Origin of the sequence: Paenibacillus pabuli NBRC 13638 (assembly GCF_001514495.1) — a bacterium.
Lineage (GTDB): Bacteria > Bacillota > Bacilli > Paenibacillales > Paenibacillaceae > Paenibacillus > Paenibacillus pabuli.
Map to the genome: position 1 here is coordinate 254,567 of NZ_BCNM01000008.1, position 17,230 is coordinate 271,796.

Below are 17,230 nucleotides of genomic sequence, written 5' to 3' on the forward strand. Positions count from 1 at the left end.
TCATGGTAATGGTTCTGGGCCCCTTTTTTTTACAGGATTTCGCGAAAAAATCATACATTTTTTGCATCCTTATTTGGATTCGTACCTTGTCATTTTTATCCGGTATTGCTTAGGCGTATCCCCCGTATATTCTTTAAACAGTTTGCAAAAGTAGCCTTCATTGACGATGCCCACTTCCTCGCACAATTCCAACAAAGAATAATCCCGGACATTTAACAGCTCGAGGGCTAATTGGATTTTTTTACGGTTGATGTAGCTGATCACGCCTTCGTTCATTGTTTTTTTGAATAAGCTGCTAAAATACGATGGTGCTAAATTCACTTCCTCGGCAATAGCCTCCAGCGTTAAACGCTGTTTCAGGTTTTTCTCGATAAAATGCATAGCACTCATGATCTCTGAACGATGTAATAGCTGGCCTGCGTGTACGTATTCGAATGTAAAGTCGCCAATATAGGCGAGCTGCTCCTGAAATGCCATAAACTCCATGGGGAATTCGGCTGCTTCCATGTACAGCTTGTTCCCCGATTTAAACTTCACGGTAATGTCTCTGTACAAGTCTCTAATCATCGGTGCCATGATGGACTTGTGGATTTTATGGTCCGTAACAAATTGGTTCAGATCGGCGAGTGCATTCTCCAGATCTTCTTTGGAAATCTTCCTTTTCACATACATCAGAAACTCAGTCAGTTTCTGTTGAAAGTCGGCTTTTTTGTCATTATGGTATTGGAACCGATGCATGGGTGTTTTTACGACTTTCTCTGTATGGTAATAGAAATCGTCACTCACATGATTAGCTTCCGTGTACGCTTGTTTGATCGATTCCCAGCCTCGATGTGGACCTCCAAAAGCGACGGATACCCTTTGATTCAAATATTGATGCAAATAAGAGACGATCTGACCTCCCAAGGATTGACAAGCATATTCCGTTTCCATATCACTGCGGTTGTTTTCCCAGGATAGAAAGCCAATAAAACGATGATCGGACAAATCCGCAGCTACGCCGCTGCCCCCATTCATCACCGTTTCTTCGATGATATTCGTAATCGCGTATTTCAAGATGTTTTGATCAGCGGCGGAGTATTCGTTTCGGAAACTCCCATATGTATTCATTTCAACAATGAAGCAGCAATAGTTGGCTTGAAAGAAATGAAATTGCATGCGGTTGGCAAAATCTGATGCACGATGTGAGGGGATTTCGCCTCGGATCAGCTCGTTAAAAAATTGCTTGCGGACTCTATATTTATTTTCAAGGACGGATACGTTTAACGATTGAAACTCAGCTTCTTTTTTCTTAAACTCATTTAAAATCCCAGCTGCCTTATTTAAAGCTCGGTCCAAATCCGCTTCTCTCAGCGGAACCTTTACAATGTACTCCAATACGTTGGCTTGAATAGCACGCTGGGCGTATTCAAAGGATGAATAAGCGGTCAAAAGGATGTATTGGGTATGGGGGAGCTCCGTCTTGAGCTGCTCAATCATGGAGATTCCATCCATTCGCGGCATAACGATATCGGAAATGACGATATCCGGTTTAAGTTTTAAAATCTCCTCGATTCCATTCAGCCCATTATTCGCTTTTCCCACTAGAACAAATCGCTTATCTCTATGAGAGAGCTCATTAAAAAACAATTCCAATCTTTGAATGATCAGGTCTTCATCGTCAACAATGAAGCAGGTATATTCTCTCATCACGATGCATCTCCTTTTTGCGAATCTGCCGGGAATAAGGCGCGTACACGGGTTATTTCCTTAGGTATGCTAATGATCTGAAGCCCGAATTGTTCTCCGTAGTGAAGTCTTATTCGGCCATGAATATTATTTAGCCCGATTCTTTTCCTTTTTACTTCCATTTCACTCGGTTCTGAGATTAAAATATGCTTTATTTTATCAGCTGGAATTCCCTCGCCTTGATCAACAACTTCTATGATGACGATACCATCCTCCCTGTACGCATGAATCGTAATAGGTCCCTCAATTCCCCCTCCGTTATAACCATGAAAGATGCTATTCTCCACAAGAGGCTGCAGCAGCATTCGAAAAACAGGGAAATCCATTAACCCTGCTTCGATATGTTCAATCAAGTGGAAGTTTCGGTTGTACCGAATGTTCTGGATTTCGATATAATCCGCTACATTGCGTAGTTCCTGACGTAAGGAAACCTTCTCTGAAGCATCGTCTATCCCGTATTCCAATAATGAAATGAGCGAACCGATCACCACATCTACTTTCTCTATTTGTCCGAGACGTATAACGTTGCTGATCGAACCAAGTGTGTTGTACAGAAAATGAGGGTTAATTTGAGACTGCAGCACCTGGATTTCCAGCTTCCGTTCAAGTTCATTATGAAGTTCAGCTCGCCGAATCAGTTCCACTATTTGTTGCAGCATCCGATCGAATGCTCGTGAAAGATCTCCAAACTCATCGTTTCGATTAATCGTTATTGTCGTTGTAAGGAAACCTTGCTCCACCTGCTTCATTTTTGTTTTGAGCGTATAGAGTGGTTTCCTTATATATTTGGCAACCAAAAAAGAAATGAACAAACTTAAGAGAAAACCAGCAGCTAGAAGCTCAATATAATAGGTTTCCAATCTGGACAAAGCTGCTTTCAAACGCGATTCATCGTTGATCGAGATAAGGGTCCAGTTGAATTTCTCCGTTGGTTTTTTCAGAAGGGAGACCGGCATGCCATCCTTGGTATGCAGTTGAAGACTTGTTTCTGTCGTATTCAAAATTTGTTCCGCTGACGTTTCCCCGATTGAAAACGTATGATCTTGAATATTCAGTGGTCCTTTATTTTCAGAAAATCCGGCAATGATTTTACCCGATGCGGTGATCAGAGCCAGATTCATTTGTTCTTGTTTATTAATCTTGAACAATGTTTCCTCAATGGCATTTAGATCCAAATCAACCGCAATGGCCATAGGAAACGGAGCGCCGTTCAGATATCGAACCATCGTAACGGTCCAGCCGGAATACTTCGATTTGTAAGGTTCACTCACAAAGGTAGTCCTTCTGCTCTTGTCAGCCGCATCAAATAAAGGTTCTCTTTCAGGTAAGGGTTCATCGAATATTCGGGTAGCGATACTTCCGCCCAGAATGGATAAATCGCTTTTGATCAAATAAATATTACTGACGTAATTACTGTTGAGTTCATACAGCTCTCTTAATTGCTTTTTAATCACTTCCGCATTGTCAATATTGGCTTTCACCGATGTTTCGACTGAAAAGAGAATCGTTTGGAAGGAGGAAAAATTCACGGTAAAATACTGGTCTACCTTGTCAAGGATTTGGTTCGTGTAATAAATATCATTGGTTCTTATTTCCTTTTGGACGTAGCGATAAGACAATTGGCTGATCAAGATGATGCAGCCTAATACAAATGCAAACACGATCAAAAATAATTTTAAAGGCAAGCTGATTCTTCTCCGCATCGATCATCTTCCTCTTTAGTTCCGTTTTAAAATAAGAATAGCATATGCTAATAAAGAGAGGGGCTACGAATAGCCACTCTCTTCGTTTATTTATTTTACTTGATAAGCCCGGCTTCTTTAAATTGCTTGATTGCTGTTTCCATATATTTCTGCATGTCAAACTTGGTATCCAGTGTCTGGAGGAAATTGTCCCAGTTGGTAAGCGGCTCTTTGCCCGTCATAAATTTAACCAAGCTTTCATTAATGAAACGTTGGCGGTCAGCATCCAATGTATCGCTCGGGTCTGGAGTCAATAAATTTCCGGGCAGCGTTGGCCCCACATATTGCTGGTTGTTCTTGAAAGCTTCCGCAGTCTTCGGATTCTGGAAGCTGAAGTACTCCGCATCATCACCACGGCGCGGCATTCTATAATGATCGACCCACAGGTACTTCTCTTTCATTTCCTTCGATAATTCGGAAGTTTTATTTTTGATCTTGCCGTCCACCACATCCCAATGAATCCCTTTAATTCCGTATGCAAAATTCGGATAGGCTTCTTCATCCGTAAAGAGATAATTCAGCATGGACAAGATCCGAATGATTTTGTCCTCGTCCGCTTTTGCGGATATGGCCCATGAATTGCCTTGGAACGATTTTCTCTCTACAATTTGATCCCCGTAAGGTCCTTTCATCGGAGGGATGACGATCCATTCCGGCACCTCTCCACTAATTTCTTTCATTTTCTGTTGATAATCCGGCTCCAGTCTACGAGCATCTCTGATCATGAAGCCAACTTTACCCTTAAACATCTTTTGGTCCAACAGATCAGGCGAATTCATCGTCACCCAGTCCGGATCAACCACCTTGGCTGCCATCATTTTATTAATGTAAGCAAGCGCCTCTTTCATTTTGGGATCGATAAACAAGAATACCGGTTCATTATCTTTTATCTCAACGGCCGAAGGAGGATTGACGCCAAACATCCACATCAAGCTATCAAAGCCGTAGGTTTGCAGATTGCCTTCTTTATTCATACCGCCGATGAATCCGTACGTATCGTTTTTGCCATTACCGTCCGGATCTTTCTCTGTAAAGGCTTTCATAACTTCGAACAGCTCATCCGGTGTCGTTGGTACTTCCAGATTCAGCTTTTTCAGCCAATCGTTCCGAATGAAAAAGCTTCTACTGATACCGTTTACATTATCATAACCTGGAACTCCGATCGTTTTTCCTTGATAGGACATTGCCTCCCAAGAGTCGCTGCCAAACCGTTTCTGCAATTCAGGGAATTGATCCAGATACGGTGTCAAATCTGCAAGAACACCTTGGTCATAATATTGCGCGAGATCAGCACGACTCTTCAAGAAGATCAAATCTGGAAGATCTCCGCCTGCAATGAGCGTATTTAGTTTGGTTGTTGCCTGCCCAGCTTGAGGAATCACCATATCCAAGTCGATGTTCATCTCTTTTTCCAACATTTGGCGTTGAATATCTTCATCACGTGGAGGGATCGGAGCAGCAGCATTGAACGTACCTTGGTTAAACATCGTAATTTTCATTTTGGTTTCAAACTGACCAGACTGCCCCTGCGAATTACCCGAAGTTGTCGATGTAACTTCTTCATTTCCCCCACATCCTGACAATAACGTTCCCAGTCCTAAGATTGCCGACAGAATAGCAAATGAAATCTTTTTACGCTGCATATTGACCTCTCCTTTGCTTGTATATTATCACGGTTTCCCCGTAATAACTCAGTTAGTTTGGAACACCTCTTACCCTTTAACGGATCCCAGAAGTACACCTTTGGTAAAATGCTTTTGCAAAAATGGGTAAACGATCAAAATCGGGATCGTAGTCACGACAACTGTAGCCATCTGCACAGCGAATGTACTTACCGTTCCGGAATTGGCAAGTGATTCAGCACTTTGTGTTGCGACGTTAAGCAGGATGTTGCGTAAGACGACTTGAAGCGGCATCAAGTTGGAATCATTGATATAAACAATAGCATCAAAATAACTATTCCAATGCCCCACTGCGTAAAATAAAGAAATGGTCGAAATTACGGGCAAAGACAGTGGTAAAATGATCCGCCATAACGATTGTAGTTCACTTGCACCGTCAACCCGCGCTGATTCCTCGATTTCACCAGGCAATTGCTCGAAAAAGCCTTTAATGATCACCAGATTAAATGCACTAATAAGATTTGGAATAATCAATACCCACGGACTGTTTAGCAACCCTAGAGAGCGAATTAGTAGATAAGTCGGAATTAACCCCCCACTGAACATCATGGTAAACACAATGAATAGTAAAAACGGACTGCGTCCCGGCAAATATTTCTTGGATAACGGGTACGCTGCGATGACCGTAAAAAACACATTTAACGCAGTGCCTATGATCGTTCGAAACAACGTAATTTTATACGCCTGCCAGATCCCATGAGAAATAAATACTTCTTTATAGGCCAGAAAGGTAAAGGATTCGGGTATAATCACAATTCCTCTTCTTAACACTTCCGATTCCGGCGTCACGGAGACGGCAATCACATATAAAAAGGGTAATAAGCAAAGGAGTGATAAAAAAATAAGAATAACATAAACGACGGATTGCCAGACTTTTTCCCCGATTGTCAAATTGATCATTTGAAAAACCACCTCACCAAATTTGCCCATCGAATTTTTTGGCGAGCTTATTTGCTGCCAAAACTAAACCAAATCCAATGACAGCTTTAAACAATCCTACAGCAGTCGCCAAGCCAATCTTCAGACGCTCCAACCCTTCACGGTATACCCATGTGTCGATAATGTCGATCTTCTCCTGGTTAAAGGTGTTGGCAAACATGAATATTTGGTCAAAGCCAGCATCCAGAATATGGCTTAATTTAAGAATCAGCATCAGAATAATGACTCCTCGAATGCCAGGTAACGTGATATGCCAGAGCTGTCTCCATTTGGAAGCGCCATCCATTCGAGCTGCCTCATATAAGCTTGGATCAATACCTGCTAATGCGGCGAGGTACAGTATCGCTCCCCATCCAATGTCCTTCCATATTTCAGATGCGATGACCAGCAGTCTCCCCCAAGCAGGCTCCGTAAGAAATGAGATGGGCTGAAAACCACTTTCCTTCAAAATCATATTAAAAAGGCCATCGCCTGGGGCTAATAAGGCTACCATTAATCCATATACAATGACCCAAGACAGAAAGTGGGGTAAATAAGTGATTGTCTGCACGATTTTCTTAAACCATTGGCTATACACTTCATTGAGGAGTAGAGCAAGTACGATGGGAGCGGAGAAACCGAACAATAACTTATACAGCGATATGATGATCGTATTTTTCATGATGTCCCAGAAATAAACGCCATTCATAAAATCCGTAAAATTTTTGAATCCCACCCATGGACTATCCCATAGTCCCAGAGCCAGGTTGTAGTTTTTAAAAGCAATCATGATTCCCGCCATAGGAATGTATTTGAATACCGCAAAGTAAATTAAAGCTGGTAATAAGAGAGCATACATCACTTTATACTTTTGTATCGTCCTTATCCATGTCTTTCGCTTTTTGGAGAGGGGAATGGCGTCCGCTGTCAATTTTGCTTGCATAACATCACCTCGTCTTTGTTTGTATTTGTATATTAGCACCCCCCTATTGGATAAATTTCTGAGATTTCATGAATTTCTTATAAGATATTTAGCAAGTGGACTTTACAACGAAGGTGAAAGCCGATTTATTATCTATCGCAGAATGATTAGGACATCAAGAATCCAGGACTAATTAGTTGATCTGTTTAGAGGTGGAGTGGATCGGCAAGTGGCGCGACATAGAAAAAACGCTTGGTTCGTCCCGCGAGAAGTTGTACCGGCTTGCCGAGCACTACGCTGAGGATTTCCGTAATCCGCTTCTTCGAGCTGCGGAAGAATTTTCGGGGAGCGAAACCGGGGATCACGAGATTCGGGATAAGCTTCTGCTGCTGACACGAATGCACTATCCGATCTTTCAACAGCTGTTGGAGGAAGGAATGCAAAGCGGCGAGTTTCGACCGATGCCGCTTGAAGATCTTACTTTTATCCTTTTCGGGTTATTTGGAGGCCTTAGTGTTTCGTATTACAATTACGAAACCGATCGGATTGTCGGCTTATATCGGACTGCAATCGATGTTTTACTTCAAGGGATAGAGTAGTACTAATTTTTTGCCCATCAATCAGACCGGACGCTCGGTTTTGTTCCGTCTTTAAGGGGATATGTTATTAAAGCATTATTGGCCAACCGTGTATTCCGGATCGTAGCGTTCGCTGACCTTCTGCAGCAGTCGGCGATCTGGATCCGAAATATCTCGCTGCTGTTCTATGTAATGGAGCAGACGGACAGCGATCCCGTCGCTGTTTCCCTTCTGACCGTGATGGAATATGCGCCGATTTTTCTCTTCTCATTCATTGGTGGCACTTTCGCCGACAGATGGAATCCGAAGCGAACGATGATCACAGGTGATTTGCTCAGCGCGCTGTCGATCGGAGCCATTCTATTGTTCGTGCTTGCAGGTTCTTGGCAAGCCGTATTCGCCGCGACGGTCGTGTCAGCCATCGTCAGCCAGTTCTCGCAGCCTTCTTCGGCTGTTATGTTTAAACGGCATGTGCCCGCAGAGCTGTTAGCACCGGCAATCGGTATTTCCCAAGGGATCATGTCCTTGTTCATTATTGTAGGACCTGTCATAGGGACACTCATCTATTCATCGCTAGGCCTGACCTACTCGCTGTCCGCGATGATCGTTATTTTCCTTACAGCGGCATTCGTCCAACTCTCCCTTCCTCCCTCGTCGCGCTCGCCTGAACGGAGCGCCGCACCAATTTTGGAGGATATGAAAGAGGGTTTCCGCTATATCCGCAGCCAACGGAATTTAATTGTTATTGCGCTTACGTTTGCCTGCATTGGGCTAGGGTCTGGCTTAATCCAGCCATTGGACATCTATATTGTGACCGAACGTCTTCAGCTTGACAAGGAAAGTATCCAATGGTTCTATGCACTGTCTGGCGTCGGAATGCTGATCGGGGGCTTGGCAGCAGCAGCTCTGGGTCCGAAGATGAATCCACCGTCATCTTCGCAGGCATCGCTTTCCTGTCATTCTCCATCATCGTCGAGGCTCTATCCGTCTGGGTGTATCTAACAGCTGCCATGCGCTTCATGGTTGGCGTCATGACGGCTTTCATGCAGATCGTGCTCGGAGCTATAATGATGAAACTGGTTGAGGAATCCTACATTGGGCGTGTGAACGGTACGATTACGCCACTACTCATGGCAGGAACGCTAACTGGTTCCGCTTTGGCCGGTCCGCTCATGAAGTCGATTACGCTTGTCCCTGTCTATGGACTGTCCGCCATAATTATTTTGATTGCAGCCTTTGCTAGTCTCAGTATGAAATTGGGAGAGTCCACCGCATCCAAAATGGATCAATCCGGAATGCATCTGGATTAAGTTACACTCCACTAGCTGGAGCCGTAGTTCATTCGTCAAGATGGACAACTCAGATCCGCTAAGCCATTAATTATTGGCGAATATCCAATAAGGTCCAGACTGATGCCTGTTACTTCAGCGAAAAACGTCAGCCGGTCGTGGTCGGCTGACGTTTGGTTGAGGATGTTATTTGCATTTGCCCTAGGATACTAACTTTAAACCAACTATGCTTACGATTATTCCGCTGACGAGAGCTAATTTTTTTAGATTTTTGGGTTCTTTGAAAACATACATCCCGAGTAGAACACTTCCAGAGGCACCGATACCTGTCCAGATCCCATAGCCGATACTAATCGGGATTTCCTTCAAAGATAATGAAAGAAAAATAAAACTTAAACCAAGGAATAAAGCAAAAGTTAATGTATGCTTCAGTTTAGTGAACCCTTCTGATAATTTCAGAAATATTACGCCACCAATTTCAAAAAAACCGGCTAACACCAAAAGTATCCAACTCATTCTCTATACACCTACTTCTTTTTTGGGTTGGTCAGAGACTAATTTCAAACCGATAATACAAGAAATCAGGGTATACACTAACACAATTTTAAGCGCACTTACTTTATCTCCTAGAAAAATCATTCCCACCAGCGCGGTACCAAAGGAGCCAAGTCCGGTAAAAACGGCATAAGCCGTGGATACAGGTAGAATTTTGATAGACTTTGCAAAAAAATAGAAGCTTCCAACCATCAAAATGATCGTGGGGATTACAATTTCCATTTTTGTGAATCCGTCTGAAAATGCTAACCCCAAAGCCCAACCGATCTCTAAAAATCCTCCTACGATAAGAAATAACCATGCCATATAAATTCCACCTCATCTGTCTTTATTAGAATTTAACTGAACTGAATTCAACAAATCATTTCAGCTTCTTGACCATTCTATATAGCGCTATAGTGGGTTTATTAATTTCTGAGGTGATTTCATAGCCGTGTTTTGCATATAATCTAGCTGCCAGATGATTCTCCTTTTTCACAGTTAAAGAACTGAATGCATACCCTCGTGAAATAGCTTCCTCCTCAGCGAAATGAATAAGCTGTGAACCTATACCTATGCCTCTGCTTTCAGGCATCGTTGCCAGTGAAGCAATATGAAATTCACCTTGAAATCCCTCTTTTAGTGTTACGGTGGAAAATAACCCCAGTGGGCGGAGCAAATTGTACAAAACGAGTCCCATTTTTCTAAGTAAAAACAATTGTTTCATTGTGGACCCGGTCAACTCTTCGAGCGCTGTGATTGGCAAACATGAGATCATCCCATAAGTTTTTTCTCCTACTTTTGCCTCATACGCATATTCATGACTGAATCGGTTGTTTTTCGCCTGCCATAGTTTTCTGAATGTAGCTTCGACTAATTTTTGATTGTTTGAACCTGCGATAGAATGAGCCATCTTGCCAATAGCCATTAAATGAAGCTTGGCTCCGCGTAACGAATAAGAACTGGCTTTGACGATTGAAATTGTTGTCATCTTATTGATGCTCCTGTTCATTTGATTGATTTGATATTATATTATTTGATAGATTAAACTATCATTCAATAAAATAATAATCCGTTTGCCTTCTATAGTCAATATGACAACTATCATACAAAGAATAAATTCATATGGCGGATTGTCAAACCAAGAGCGACAGTTCTCTGTGCCATCAATCCTCCCCGTTGAATAATGCTAGCGGGTATTCCTTACGAGAGATCAAATTTTCTGTAATCTGTTGCCGGATAACCTGGCGTGGGCTAAGGCATGGTATGGAGCAGACAATGTGCCAGCCAATCTTAGAGGCAATGTGCTGATCATGCAAACTGACGGTAATCTGGTACTGTACAATAATGAAAATCCGGCCTTGGGCTGGTATCCTGTCTGGGCTTCCAATACAGGTGGACATTAGGAAACCATAATAATGCCTTGCAAGTGGATTAACACATCATTTTTAATGTGATTTTCATTAAAAAATTGTTGTATACCAAAAGATCTCTTCACTAGTGAAGAGATCTTTTGGTATTTCACATCTAAAAACCGACATCTGCAATTCAGAAATTCAGTGATTCACCTAAACTATTTTCCTAATTAGAACCCGCCTCTGGAATGAATGATCTGTCCGGTAATCCATTGGGAATCGTCGCTCGCCAGAAAAGCAATCAGACGGGATACATCTTCAGGAAGACCGACCCTGCCCATCGGAAATCGCGGCAGCAGATCCTTCTTCACTTCTTCTGACATCCAACCCGTATCTGTAGGACCGGGATCAACCGCATTCACGGTAATGTGAAGCGGCGCCAGTTCTACAGATAGACTTTCGGTGAATGTGGAGAGGGCGCCTTTCGTTGCCGCATAAGCGAGATTGCCTGGCATCGGCCCTTTACCTTGACCGGACGTGAGATTGATAATACGGCCGCCGCGAACGATCTGATCGCTGGTCAGCCCAGCAATCCCGGCAGAGACGGCGTGGGTACTGCCGGCGCCAGTGTTATCAATGGTAGTCGCTGCCGCTGCAGTCTGCTCAACCTCCAGCATACGCGCGAATTCGACTGATAGCATAAACGTGCCTCTAATGTTTACAGCACAGTGAGCATCGATCAGCGAGGCGTTCAATTGATGGAAATCAGCTGAGACGCTGTAGGTAGCATTGTTGACGAGAATGGTCGGCAGCCCAACGGCCGACCGGGTTGCTTCAAGCAGTCGCCCTGGGGAAGCAGGATCAGTAAGATCGAGCTCCATATGCGCTGCCTTAATGCCGTAGGAGCGAAGCTCCTCGGCGAAGAGGTCCGGCCAATTCTCATCGGCATCTCCCGAATTCTCGGTCTTATCGTAATCGTACAGATGTGTATAGAACAGGTTAGCTCCTTCTTGCGCCAGCGTGCGGCAAATGGCGGCCCCGATACCCCCGGGGCGGCTTGTGCCTGTTACGATCGCTGTTTTTCCATATAATTTGGTCATTGGTTTCCCTCCGTTTAGTGGGGGGCGAGAAAACCATTTTTCTTTGGAGACGGGATTATCCCTGGTATAACAAAAAAAACGGATACATCAAGTATCCGCGACCGGGTTTATTCAAACGGTTTCTCGCGTCCCTTGAATGGTTGCTGATCGACATAACAAACAAGGCATATGGCTATTACCAAAACACCAAGTTGAGCGATCCAGTTTAAATAACCATTACAAAGAAGTCCACATTGTCCCGCGAGTCCCCTTTCCTTCATCTCCAACATATATATTACGGGTTAAATCCAATTTCTGTCAAGATACATACATGGCAAGTGAGAACTATACAATCCATGTTGTGTCCGGGTTGGTTTTGCTCAGAACAATGCTATAAAAAACAGGGGGACTTTCCCCACATCAAGATTCATGCACCTTTACCCTCTCCCTAGCGAATTATGCAGGTGTTGGATATCACTCATTGGAGGGCGTCCGAATAAACGTGCGTATTCTCTGCTAAATTGAGAGGGACTCTCGTAGCCGACGCGAAATCCTGCTGTTGCTGCATCCAAGCCCTCCGTGAGCAGCAGTCGTCGCGCCGTTTGCAACCGGATAGTTTTCTGATATTGCAGTGGTGTCATGGCAGTGATCTGTTTGAATTGCTTGTGAAAAGTTGTCGGGCTCATGCTGACATGAGCTGCCAACTCTTCGATGATTAGCGGCTTTGAGTAATTTGTGTTGATCAGATGAATGGCGCTTGAGATACCCTGAGCATAAGTTCCAAATACCGCAAATTGTCTAATGAGCGCTCCCTGTTCTCCCTGCAGTACCCGATAAAATATTTCCCTGATGACGAGCGGTGACAGCATGTCAATATCCGCGGGCGTATCTAATAAATGGACGAGGCGCAGCATCGCATCCAGCAACGGAGGAGTAGACGGATTGACCAGAATGCTCCTCCCTGATGTCGCTCCCCTTTCCTTTGGAGGAGAATTATATTTCTTGTTTATATCTACAATGACATCCGGGTTGAGCGTTAATGCTAAGCTTAAATATGGCTTCTCCGGCGTAGCCTCCATAATTTTCCCAATCACTGGAAGATGCATAGATGTCACCATATACGTACCCGGATCGAGCTGGAAGCTCTCCCCGACTAACGCCGCCGTTTTTGAACCTTGGACAATCACGTACAGCGAGGGCATGTGGATTGAATGCGTCGGTTCTGATTCTATGGACACACGTCGGAAGAAGAGCTCAGGAATCGCTGTTGCGTGCACCCCATCCTTCAGCGCAATACGGGCAATTTTCCGAGCTAATTCAGAAACAGGGTTCAAAACTTGTTCTCATCTCCTTTTCGTTCAACCTAGTAACGTTATTATAACCTAAGACTAGACAGGAATAGGCAAGGATTGCGTAAGAATGGTCTACATGGTTTTACTAGATTTTTCTTATCATGAGACAGGTAAGGCAAATATAAACTGAAAGAAGGAATCGTTATGAATATGAAAGATGAAATGATGTCAGGAATCAAAGGTAAAGTTATTGCGATTACAGGCTCAAGCAGTGGAATTGGTGAAGCAGCTGCTGTCCGACTCGCGGAGCTTGGAGCGAAACTTATCCTTGGGGCACGTAGCACAGATCGTCTTAAAGACATCGTGGAACGAATCGAAAGCCGCGGCGGAGTGGCGGTATATGCAAAAATGGATGTAACAAGCCGCGAAGACCTGACCAATTTGGTGCAGCTGGCTTGCGAACGATATGGTAAACTGGACGTGCTCATCAATAATGCGGGCATAGGCCCGATTTCTCCACTGGATGAACTGCGCGTCGAAGATTGGGAAGCGACCATTGACGTTAATACGAAGGGCGTTTTGTATGGCATCGCCGCAGCGCTGCCTGTTTTTCGCAAGCAAAACCTGGGGCATTTTGTAAACATCGCCTCTACCGCTGGACTAAAGACCGTTGTAAACCAGGCAGTTTATTCCGGTTCCAAGTTTGCCGTACGCGCAATTTCTGAGGGTCTCCGGCAGGAAGCTGGCAATCATATACGTGTTACTACCATTTCACCGGGTGTTGTGCAGACCAATTTTATTGATGGGATACCCAATCAGGAAGTAAAGGATCAGCTAGTAACGGTTAGAGACGGGCTAGGATTACGGCCGGAAGCCGTTGTCCGTGCAATCGTTTACGCGATTGAGCAGCCGTCCGATGTGGATATTAATGAAATCGTGATCCGTCCTACGGCACAGGTGTAAAGATAAAAAATCTCGATTGACTTCACGTCAAATCGGTTAAATCGATACAAGTTTTTGTCCTCGACCCGGGGCAAGAACCTGTACCGATTTAACAAAAATCCGCTAAATTAGCGACTTCCAATGGGACCTTGTTCATATCTCTCGACATCTCTCGATCATGCACTTGTAGCCTGAAAGCCATCTCCGATTATTCCATTCAATCTCCCTTTTACTCCTTTTCGTTCGGAATTAATTCATATAAGGCACGAACATCACAACCGATGGAATCGGCGATCGATATGGCCATTTTGAGTGGCATCACTCTTTTGTTTTCAATAAAGTCGTAAACTCGTTCCGGTTTAAAAAGCAATTCTTTTGCCAGCCATTCCGCTGACTTTCCAGATTCCATCAATCGTTCATTCAGTAAGCAGCGTCCTAATTCAAACTTCAAGAATGGAAGACCTCCCGCGGAAACATTGTATTTAATCATAAGCGTTGTCCATTGCCAGCATGATTATACTTTATAAAGGGAGCCAAACAACGAAATACCCCATGCATCTTCCCCTTTGTTAACCAGACAGCCAACCCATTCGACGTTTAAGTTGATTTATTTGTTCAATATGATGTTGCCCATGCCAGACATACCTTTGTATTGCAGCATCTAAGCTCATGGTTCCATGCGTCGGACTTATAAATTGTTTTGAGAACTCAATGGAGCTTAATGAACGAAGTAATGTGATAAAGCGATGGTGAAGTGCCTCAATTAGTATCAATGAAGTATCGATGGGTTCATTTTTATAGTCAAACAATTCTGCCCATAAATCCTCCCTGTATGTCGTAGATATAGGAGTATCTTCCGTTAGGGCTTTCTTGAAACGAATATAGGCATTCATATTATTATCCGCTAAGTGATGAACAATTTGTCTGATTGTCCAACCGCCTTGGCGATACGGAATATGCAACTGATCTACAGTAAGATCTTGTACAGTACACCTTAGGATTTTGGGCATCTCTGCAATGTCATTGATCCATTTATCCCGTTGTATTGAGGTTGGTTGTACTACCAATTCGAATTGCCCCAAAGGATAGCGAATACTGTCATTCATGAGGCACTGCTCCTTTTCACTTTTACTGTTCCAGTAACGGAATTTTGTTATTCTTTAGGCATTTCGTTAAAGAAAGCTACATCATCAACTGCCAACCTCACCGTCGGATGACCAGGCTTCTCCGCCTTGCCAATGGCGATCAACATAATCGGAACGTAGCGTTCTGATATGCGGAAAGCTTCCTTGAACTTTTGTTTGTCATAGCCGCCCATCGATACCGTGTCGTAGCCTTTAGCACGGGCGACAAGCATGAGCTGCATCGATACTAACCCCCCGTCGGTATATACTTTTTCGTGTATAGCCTCGGGTGGCATGCTCGAATACATCCCAGTATAGCGTTCCACGAACGATTTAGCTGTTTCTGCAGGCATGTAACCCGCTTCGACAGCCATTCCATAGATTTTCTCGGCCAATGTATAACACTCCAAATCTCCGAGTACCGCAATGACTGCCGAAGCCTCGACGACTTGCTGTTGATTGAATGCGATCGGAAGCAGCTTCTGCTTCAGCTCAGGCGAGTCGATAACGAGAAAACGCCATGGCTGCAGATTAGCAGCTGAAGGAGCCAACGTGGCTTGTTGCAATATGTCGGTCAATTCCTCCCGCGAAATCTTGGCCTCGGGATCATAACTACGAACCGACCTGCGTCCTCCAATAACATCGAAAAAAAGTTGGTGCTCCATCGTTACTGATGGCTGTGAAACTGACATGGTTCTTTCCTCCCTTTTGAAAAGCAGCATTCTTCATTTTCCCTCAATACAACATAAGTAGTTTGAACAACACTTGTTGTATTTATATGGTATAATACCAACCGAATGGTACGCAATCATCAATAAACATAAACCGTTGGATAGACAACACCACTGCTACAATGTCGTTTTATTAGGGGAGATCTTAAAGATGACCATTAAAAAAAATGATGCCGATCCTCGTGTAATACGTACACGGCGACTCCTTCAAGACGCTTTTTCTTCATTGACTCAAGAAAAAGATTTTGAATCGATAACCGTTAAGGATATTGCAGAGCGGGCGACGGTTAACCGAGCGACTTTTTATGCGCACTTTGTAGATAAATTTGAAATTCTTGAGGCTAAACTAATGGAATCATTCATGACAATCATAAATCGCAGAATAGACGGTCACGAAGTATTAAATGAAGAAACCATTCAGAGTATTTTTCTGGGTGTGTGCGATTTTCACGAGGGTCTGAGCACGATGTGCAAAAGAAGGTATACATCGCTTGGATCTGTATTCGAAATTCAAATAAAGGAACGAATTCAATCGATACTCCTTTCCTTTATAAACAAAGACAAGATGCTATCAAGTCCAAACGCGCACTTCTTAATAAATGCATCTTCTGTCATGTTAAGTTGGGGGATGTATGGGGCGGCTTACGTTTGGAACAATGAAGGGCGTCAATTAAGTGCGGAATCCTTCGTTAAACAGACTATGCCCTTAATGATGAACGGAGCTAAAGAATTACTGGAATAGGCACTGTTCCCATTGCACCTATCCTGCGCATACAGATGAAACCAATCCCGTTAGCCTGAAGAAATGTAAAAGAAAAAACCTCTAAATCATTGAAGAAGTCTTCATGATTTAGAGGTTTGTTTCGATTTGATAATCTAGATCACATATCTTTTATCTCACCAAAATTAATGTGCGGTATAACCCCCATCAACAAGCAAGGTCGCACCCACGGCCACAGCATCGGTAGGCGCTAGTGCTGCTGCCAATGCGAAGACTGCCGCCAGCATTAATAAAATAAATTCAAACAATTCCAAACAAATCTCACCTCCATATTTATCTAAAATAAGCAGCTTTTCGTAAAACAAGTGTCTAACAACAATTTCTCATATTGTAAAATGCATTTATGAACTGTATATGAATCGCTTTGCATCCAGCCTACCCAGAGCCATATTCTATAATCCCCCCGGCTAACGATTCATGTTATGTCCTACGGTTTAACATCAATATAAAAAAGCCGCAGTTTGGTATTATCCCCTTTTAGTAGACAAGAGAAAAAAGCCATCTGTTAAGATGGACTTAATCTTGCCTAATGG

The 17,230-nt window shown here is 43.5% G+C and carries 20 protein-coding genes; 6 read left to right on the forward strand and 14 right to left on the reverse strand.

Translation table 11 applies throughout. The annotated features are described in order from the left end of the window. Positions 1–69 precede the first annotated feature (69 nt). The 5 genes from PPA03S_RS13305 to PPA03S_RS13325 all read right to left on the reverse strand — a co-directional run bounded on the left by PPA03S_RS13305 (position 70) and on the right by PPA03S_RS13325 (position 7,013). On the reverse strand, positions 70–1,689 hold the full coding sequence (locus PPA03S_RS13305; protein WP_245683609.1) for a response regulator: 1,620 nt from the start codon (positions 1,687–1,689) through the stop codon (positions 70–72). Then, a complete protein-coding gene (locus PPA03S_RS13310) occupies positions 1,689–3,431 on the reverse strand; it encodes a sensor histidine kinase (RefSeq protein ID WP_062323583.1) in 1,743 nt (580 codons plus the stop codon). Before PPA03S_RS13310 ends, PPA03S_RS13305 begins: the two co-directional genes overlap by 1 nt. A gap of 95 nt (positions 3,432–3,526) precedes the next feature. Further along, positions 3,527–5,113 (reverse strand): extracellular solute-binding protein, encoded by a 1,587-nt coding sequence (locus PPA03S_RS13315; RefSeq protein WP_062323585.1) that lies wholly within the window; start codon positions 5,111–5,113, stop codon positions 3,527–3,529. 69 nt (positions 5,114–5,182) lie between these two features. Further along, the gene (locus PPA03S_RS13320) at positions 5,183–6,052 is read right to left on the reverse strand and encodes a carbohydrate ABC transporter permease (RefSeq protein ID WP_062323587.1); all 870 of its coding nucleotides are present in this window, start codon (positions 6,050–6,052) and stop codon (positions 5,183–5,185) included. A 13-nt stretch (positions 6,053–6,065) separates the two neighbouring features. Then, positions 6,066–7,013 carry an ABC transporter permease gene (locus tag PPA03S_RS13325; protein ID WP_062323589.1) on the reverse strand — a complete coding sequence of 316 codons (948 nt, stop codon included), beginning with the start codon at positions 7,011–7,013 and terminating at the stop codon, positions 6,066–6,068. 176 nt (positions 7,014–7,189) lie between these two features. Here PPA03S_RS13325 and PPA03S_RS13330 point away from each other — a divergent pair, with 176 nt between their 5' ends. From PPA03S_RS13330 to PPA03S_RS33935, 3 genes are all read left to right on the forward strand, one after another. After that, complete coding sequence (locus PPA03S_RS13330; protein WP_062323590.1) at positions 7,190–7,591, forward strand: TetR family transcriptional regulator C-terminal domain-containing protein; 402 nt, start codon at positions 7,190–7,192, stop codon at positions 7,589–7,591. Between the two features lie 78 nt (positions 7,592–7,669). Continuing rightward, positions 7,670–8,572, forward strand: coding sequence for an MFS transporter (locus tag PPA03S_RS13335; RefSeq protein WP_245683610.1), 903 nt, complete (start codon positions 7,670–7,672; stop codon positions 8,570–8,572). Positions 8,573–8,580: 8 nt separating this feature from the next. Further along, on the forward strand, positions 8,581–8,880 hold the full coding sequence (locus tag PPA03S_RS33935; protein ID WP_245683611.1) for a hypothetical protein: 300 nt from the start codon (positions 8,581–8,583) through the stop codon (positions 8,878–8,880). A gap of 180 nt (positions 8,881–9,060) precedes the next feature. On the opposite strand, the gene PPA03S_RS13340 is transcribed toward PPA03S_RS33935, so the two are convergent. From PPA03S_RS13340 to PPA03S_RS13350, 3 genes are read right to left on the reverse strand one after another with little or no spacing between them, the layout of a single operon-like run. Beyond that, positions 9,061–9,375, reverse strand: a complete 315-nt coding sequence (locus PPA03S_RS13340; RefSeq protein WP_062323592.1) for a DMT family transporter — start codon at positions 9,373–9,375, stop codon at positions 9,061–9,063. Positions 9,376–9,378: 3 nt separating this feature from the next. Beyond that, positions 9,379–9,720 carry a DMT family transporter gene (locus tag PPA03S_RS13345; RefSeq protein WP_062323593.1) on the reverse strand — a complete coding sequence of 114 codons (342 nt, stop codon included), beginning with the start codon at positions 9,718–9,720 and terminating at the stop codon, positions 9,379–9,381. 55 nt (positions 9,721–9,775) lie between these two features. After that, on the reverse strand, positions 9,776–10,384 hold the full coding sequence (locus tag PPA03S_RS13350; protein ID WP_062323598.1) for a GNAT family N-acetyltransferase: 609 nt from the start codon (positions 10,382–10,384) through the stop codon (positions 9,776–9,778). A gap of 241 nt (positions 10,385–10,625) precedes the next feature. Between PPA03S_RS13350 and PPA03S_RS33325 the strand changes: the two genes are divergently transcribed. Next, entirely contained in the window at positions 10,626–10,799 is a 174-nt protein-coding gene (locus PPA03S_RS33325; protein WP_167666030.1) for a hypothetical protein, read from the forward strand. Positions 10,800–10,978: 179 nt separating this feature from the next. On the opposite strand, the gene PPA03S_RS13355 is transcribed toward PPA03S_RS33325, so the two are convergent. Together PPA03S_RS13355 and PPA03S_RS13360 are read right to left on the reverse strand one after the other, a co-directional pair. Next, on the reverse strand, positions 10,979–11,848 hold the full coding sequence (locus PPA03S_RS13355; protein WP_062323600.1) for an SDR family oxidoreductase: 870 nt from the start codon (positions 11,846–11,848) through the stop codon (positions 10,979–10,981). A 416-nt stretch (positions 11,849–12,264) separates the two neighbouring features. Beyond that, complete coding sequence (locus PPA03S_RS13360) at positions 12,265–13,161, reverse strand: AraC family transcriptional regulator (protein ID WP_062323602.1); 897 nt, start codon at positions 13,159–13,161, stop codon at positions 12,265–12,267. A 162-nt stretch (positions 13,162–13,323) separates the two neighbouring features. On the opposite strand from PPA03S_RS13360, the gene PPA03S_RS13365 reads away from it, so the two are divergent. Then, complete coding sequence (locus PPA03S_RS13365; RefSeq protein ID WP_062323604.1) at positions 13,324–14,082, forward strand: SDR family oxidoreductase; 759 nt, start codon at positions 13,324–13,326, stop codon at positions 14,080–14,082. 208 nt (positions 14,083–14,290) lie between these two features. Here PPA03S_RS13365 and PPA03S_RS13370 read toward each other — a convergent pair whose 3' ends face one another. The 3 genes from PPA03S_RS13370 to PPA03S_RS13380 form a co-directional block, all read right to left on the reverse strand. Further along, a complete protein-coding gene (locus PPA03S_RS13370; RefSeq protein WP_062323606.1) occupies positions 14,291–14,512 on the reverse strand; it encodes a hypothetical protein in 222 nt (73 codons plus the stop codon). A 118-nt stretch (positions 14,513–14,630) separates the two neighbouring features. Further along, positions 14,631–15,167 carry a YfiT family bacillithiol transferase gene (locus PPA03S_RS13375; protein WP_062323608.1) on the reverse strand — a complete coding sequence of 179 codons (537 nt, stop codon included), beginning with the start codon at positions 15,165–15,167 and terminating at the stop codon, positions 14,631–14,633. A gap of 47 nt (positions 15,168–15,214) precedes the next feature. Further along, the gene (locus PPA03S_RS13380) at positions 15,215–15,877 is read right to left on the reverse strand and encodes a nitroreductase family protein (protein ID WP_062323610.1); all 663 of its coding nucleotides are present in this window, start codon (positions 15,875–15,877) and stop codon (positions 15,215–15,217) included. A 190-nt stretch (positions 15,878–16,067) separates the two neighbouring features. On the opposite strand from PPA03S_RS13380, the gene PPA03S_RS13385 reads away from it, so the two are divergent. Further along, complete coding sequence (locus tag PPA03S_RS13385; RefSeq protein WP_062323612.1) at positions 16,068–16,658, forward strand: TetR/AcrR family transcriptional regulator; 591 nt, start codon at positions 16,068–16,070, stop codon at positions 16,656–16,658. A gap of 164 nt (positions 16,659–16,822) precedes the next feature. On the opposite strand, the gene PPA03S_RS34255 is transcribed toward PPA03S_RS13385, so the two are convergent. Continuing rightward, complete coding sequence (locus PPA03S_RS34255; RefSeq protein WP_281189052.1) at positions 16,823–16,951, reverse strand: hypothetical protein; 129 nt, start codon at positions 16,949–16,951, stop codon at positions 16,823–16,825. Positions 16,952–17,230: the final 279 nt, after the last annotated feature.

Bases quoted from the DNA above. Each gene is read 5' to 3' on its own strand.
- PPA03S_RS13325 (WP_062323589.1), bottom strand. From the start codon at position 7,013: ATGCAAGCAAAATTGACAGCGGACGCCATTCCCCTCTCCAAAAAGCGA.
- PPA03S_RS13375 (WP_062323608.1), bottom strand. From the start codon at position 15,167: ATGAATGACAGTATTCGCTATCCTTTGGGGCAATTCGAATTGGTAGTA.
- PPA03S_RS13345 (WP_062323593.1), bottom strand. From the start codon at position 9,720: ATGGCATGGTTATTTCTTATCGTAGGAGGATTTTTAGAGATCGGTTGG.
- PPA03S_RS13355 (WP_062323600.1), bottom strand. From the start codon at position 11,848: ATGACCAAATTATATGGAAAAACAGCGATCGTAACAGGCACAAGCCGC.
- PPA03S_RS13380 (WP_062323610.1), bottom strand. From the start codon at position 15,877: ATGTCAGTTTCACAGCCATCAGTAACGATGGAGCACCAACTTTTTTTC.
- PPA03S_RS13305 (WP_245683609.1), bottom strand. From the start codon at position 1,689: ATGAGAGAATATACCTGCTTCATTGTTGACGATGAAGACCTGATCATT.
- PPA03S_RS13320 (WP_062323587.1), bottom strand. From the start codon at position 6,052: ATGATCAATTTGACAATCGGGGAAAAAGTCTGGCAATCCGTCGTTTAT.
- PPA03S_RS13340 (WP_062323592.1), bottom strand. From the start codon at position 9,375: ATGAGTTGGATACTTTTGGTGTTAGCCGGTTTTTTTGAAATTGGTGGC.
- PPA03S_RS13310 (WP_062323583.1), bottom strand. From the start codon at position 3,431: ATGCGGAGAAGAATCAGCTTGCCTTTAAAATTATTTTTGATCGTGTTT.
- PPA03S_RS13385 (WP_062323612.1), top strand. From the start codon at position 16,068: ATGACCATTAAAAAAAATGATGCCGATCCTCGTGTAATACGTACACGG.
- PPA03S_RS33935 (WP_245683611.1), top strand. From the start codon at position 8,581: ATGCGCTTCATGGTTGGCGTCATGACGGCTTTCATGCAGATCGTGCTC.
- PPA03S_RS13350 (WP_062323598.1), bottom strand. From the start codon at position 10,384: ATGACAACAATTTCAATCGTCAAAGCCAGTTCTTATTCGTTACGCGGA.
- PPA03S_RS13365 (WP_062323604.1), top strand. From the start codon at position 13,324: ATGAATATGAAAGATGAAATGATGTCAGGAATCAAAGGTAAAGTTATT.
- PPA03S_RS13315 (WP_062323585.1), bottom strand. From the start codon at position 5,113: ATGCAGCGTAAAAAGATTTCATTTGCTATTCTGTCGGCAATCTTAGGA.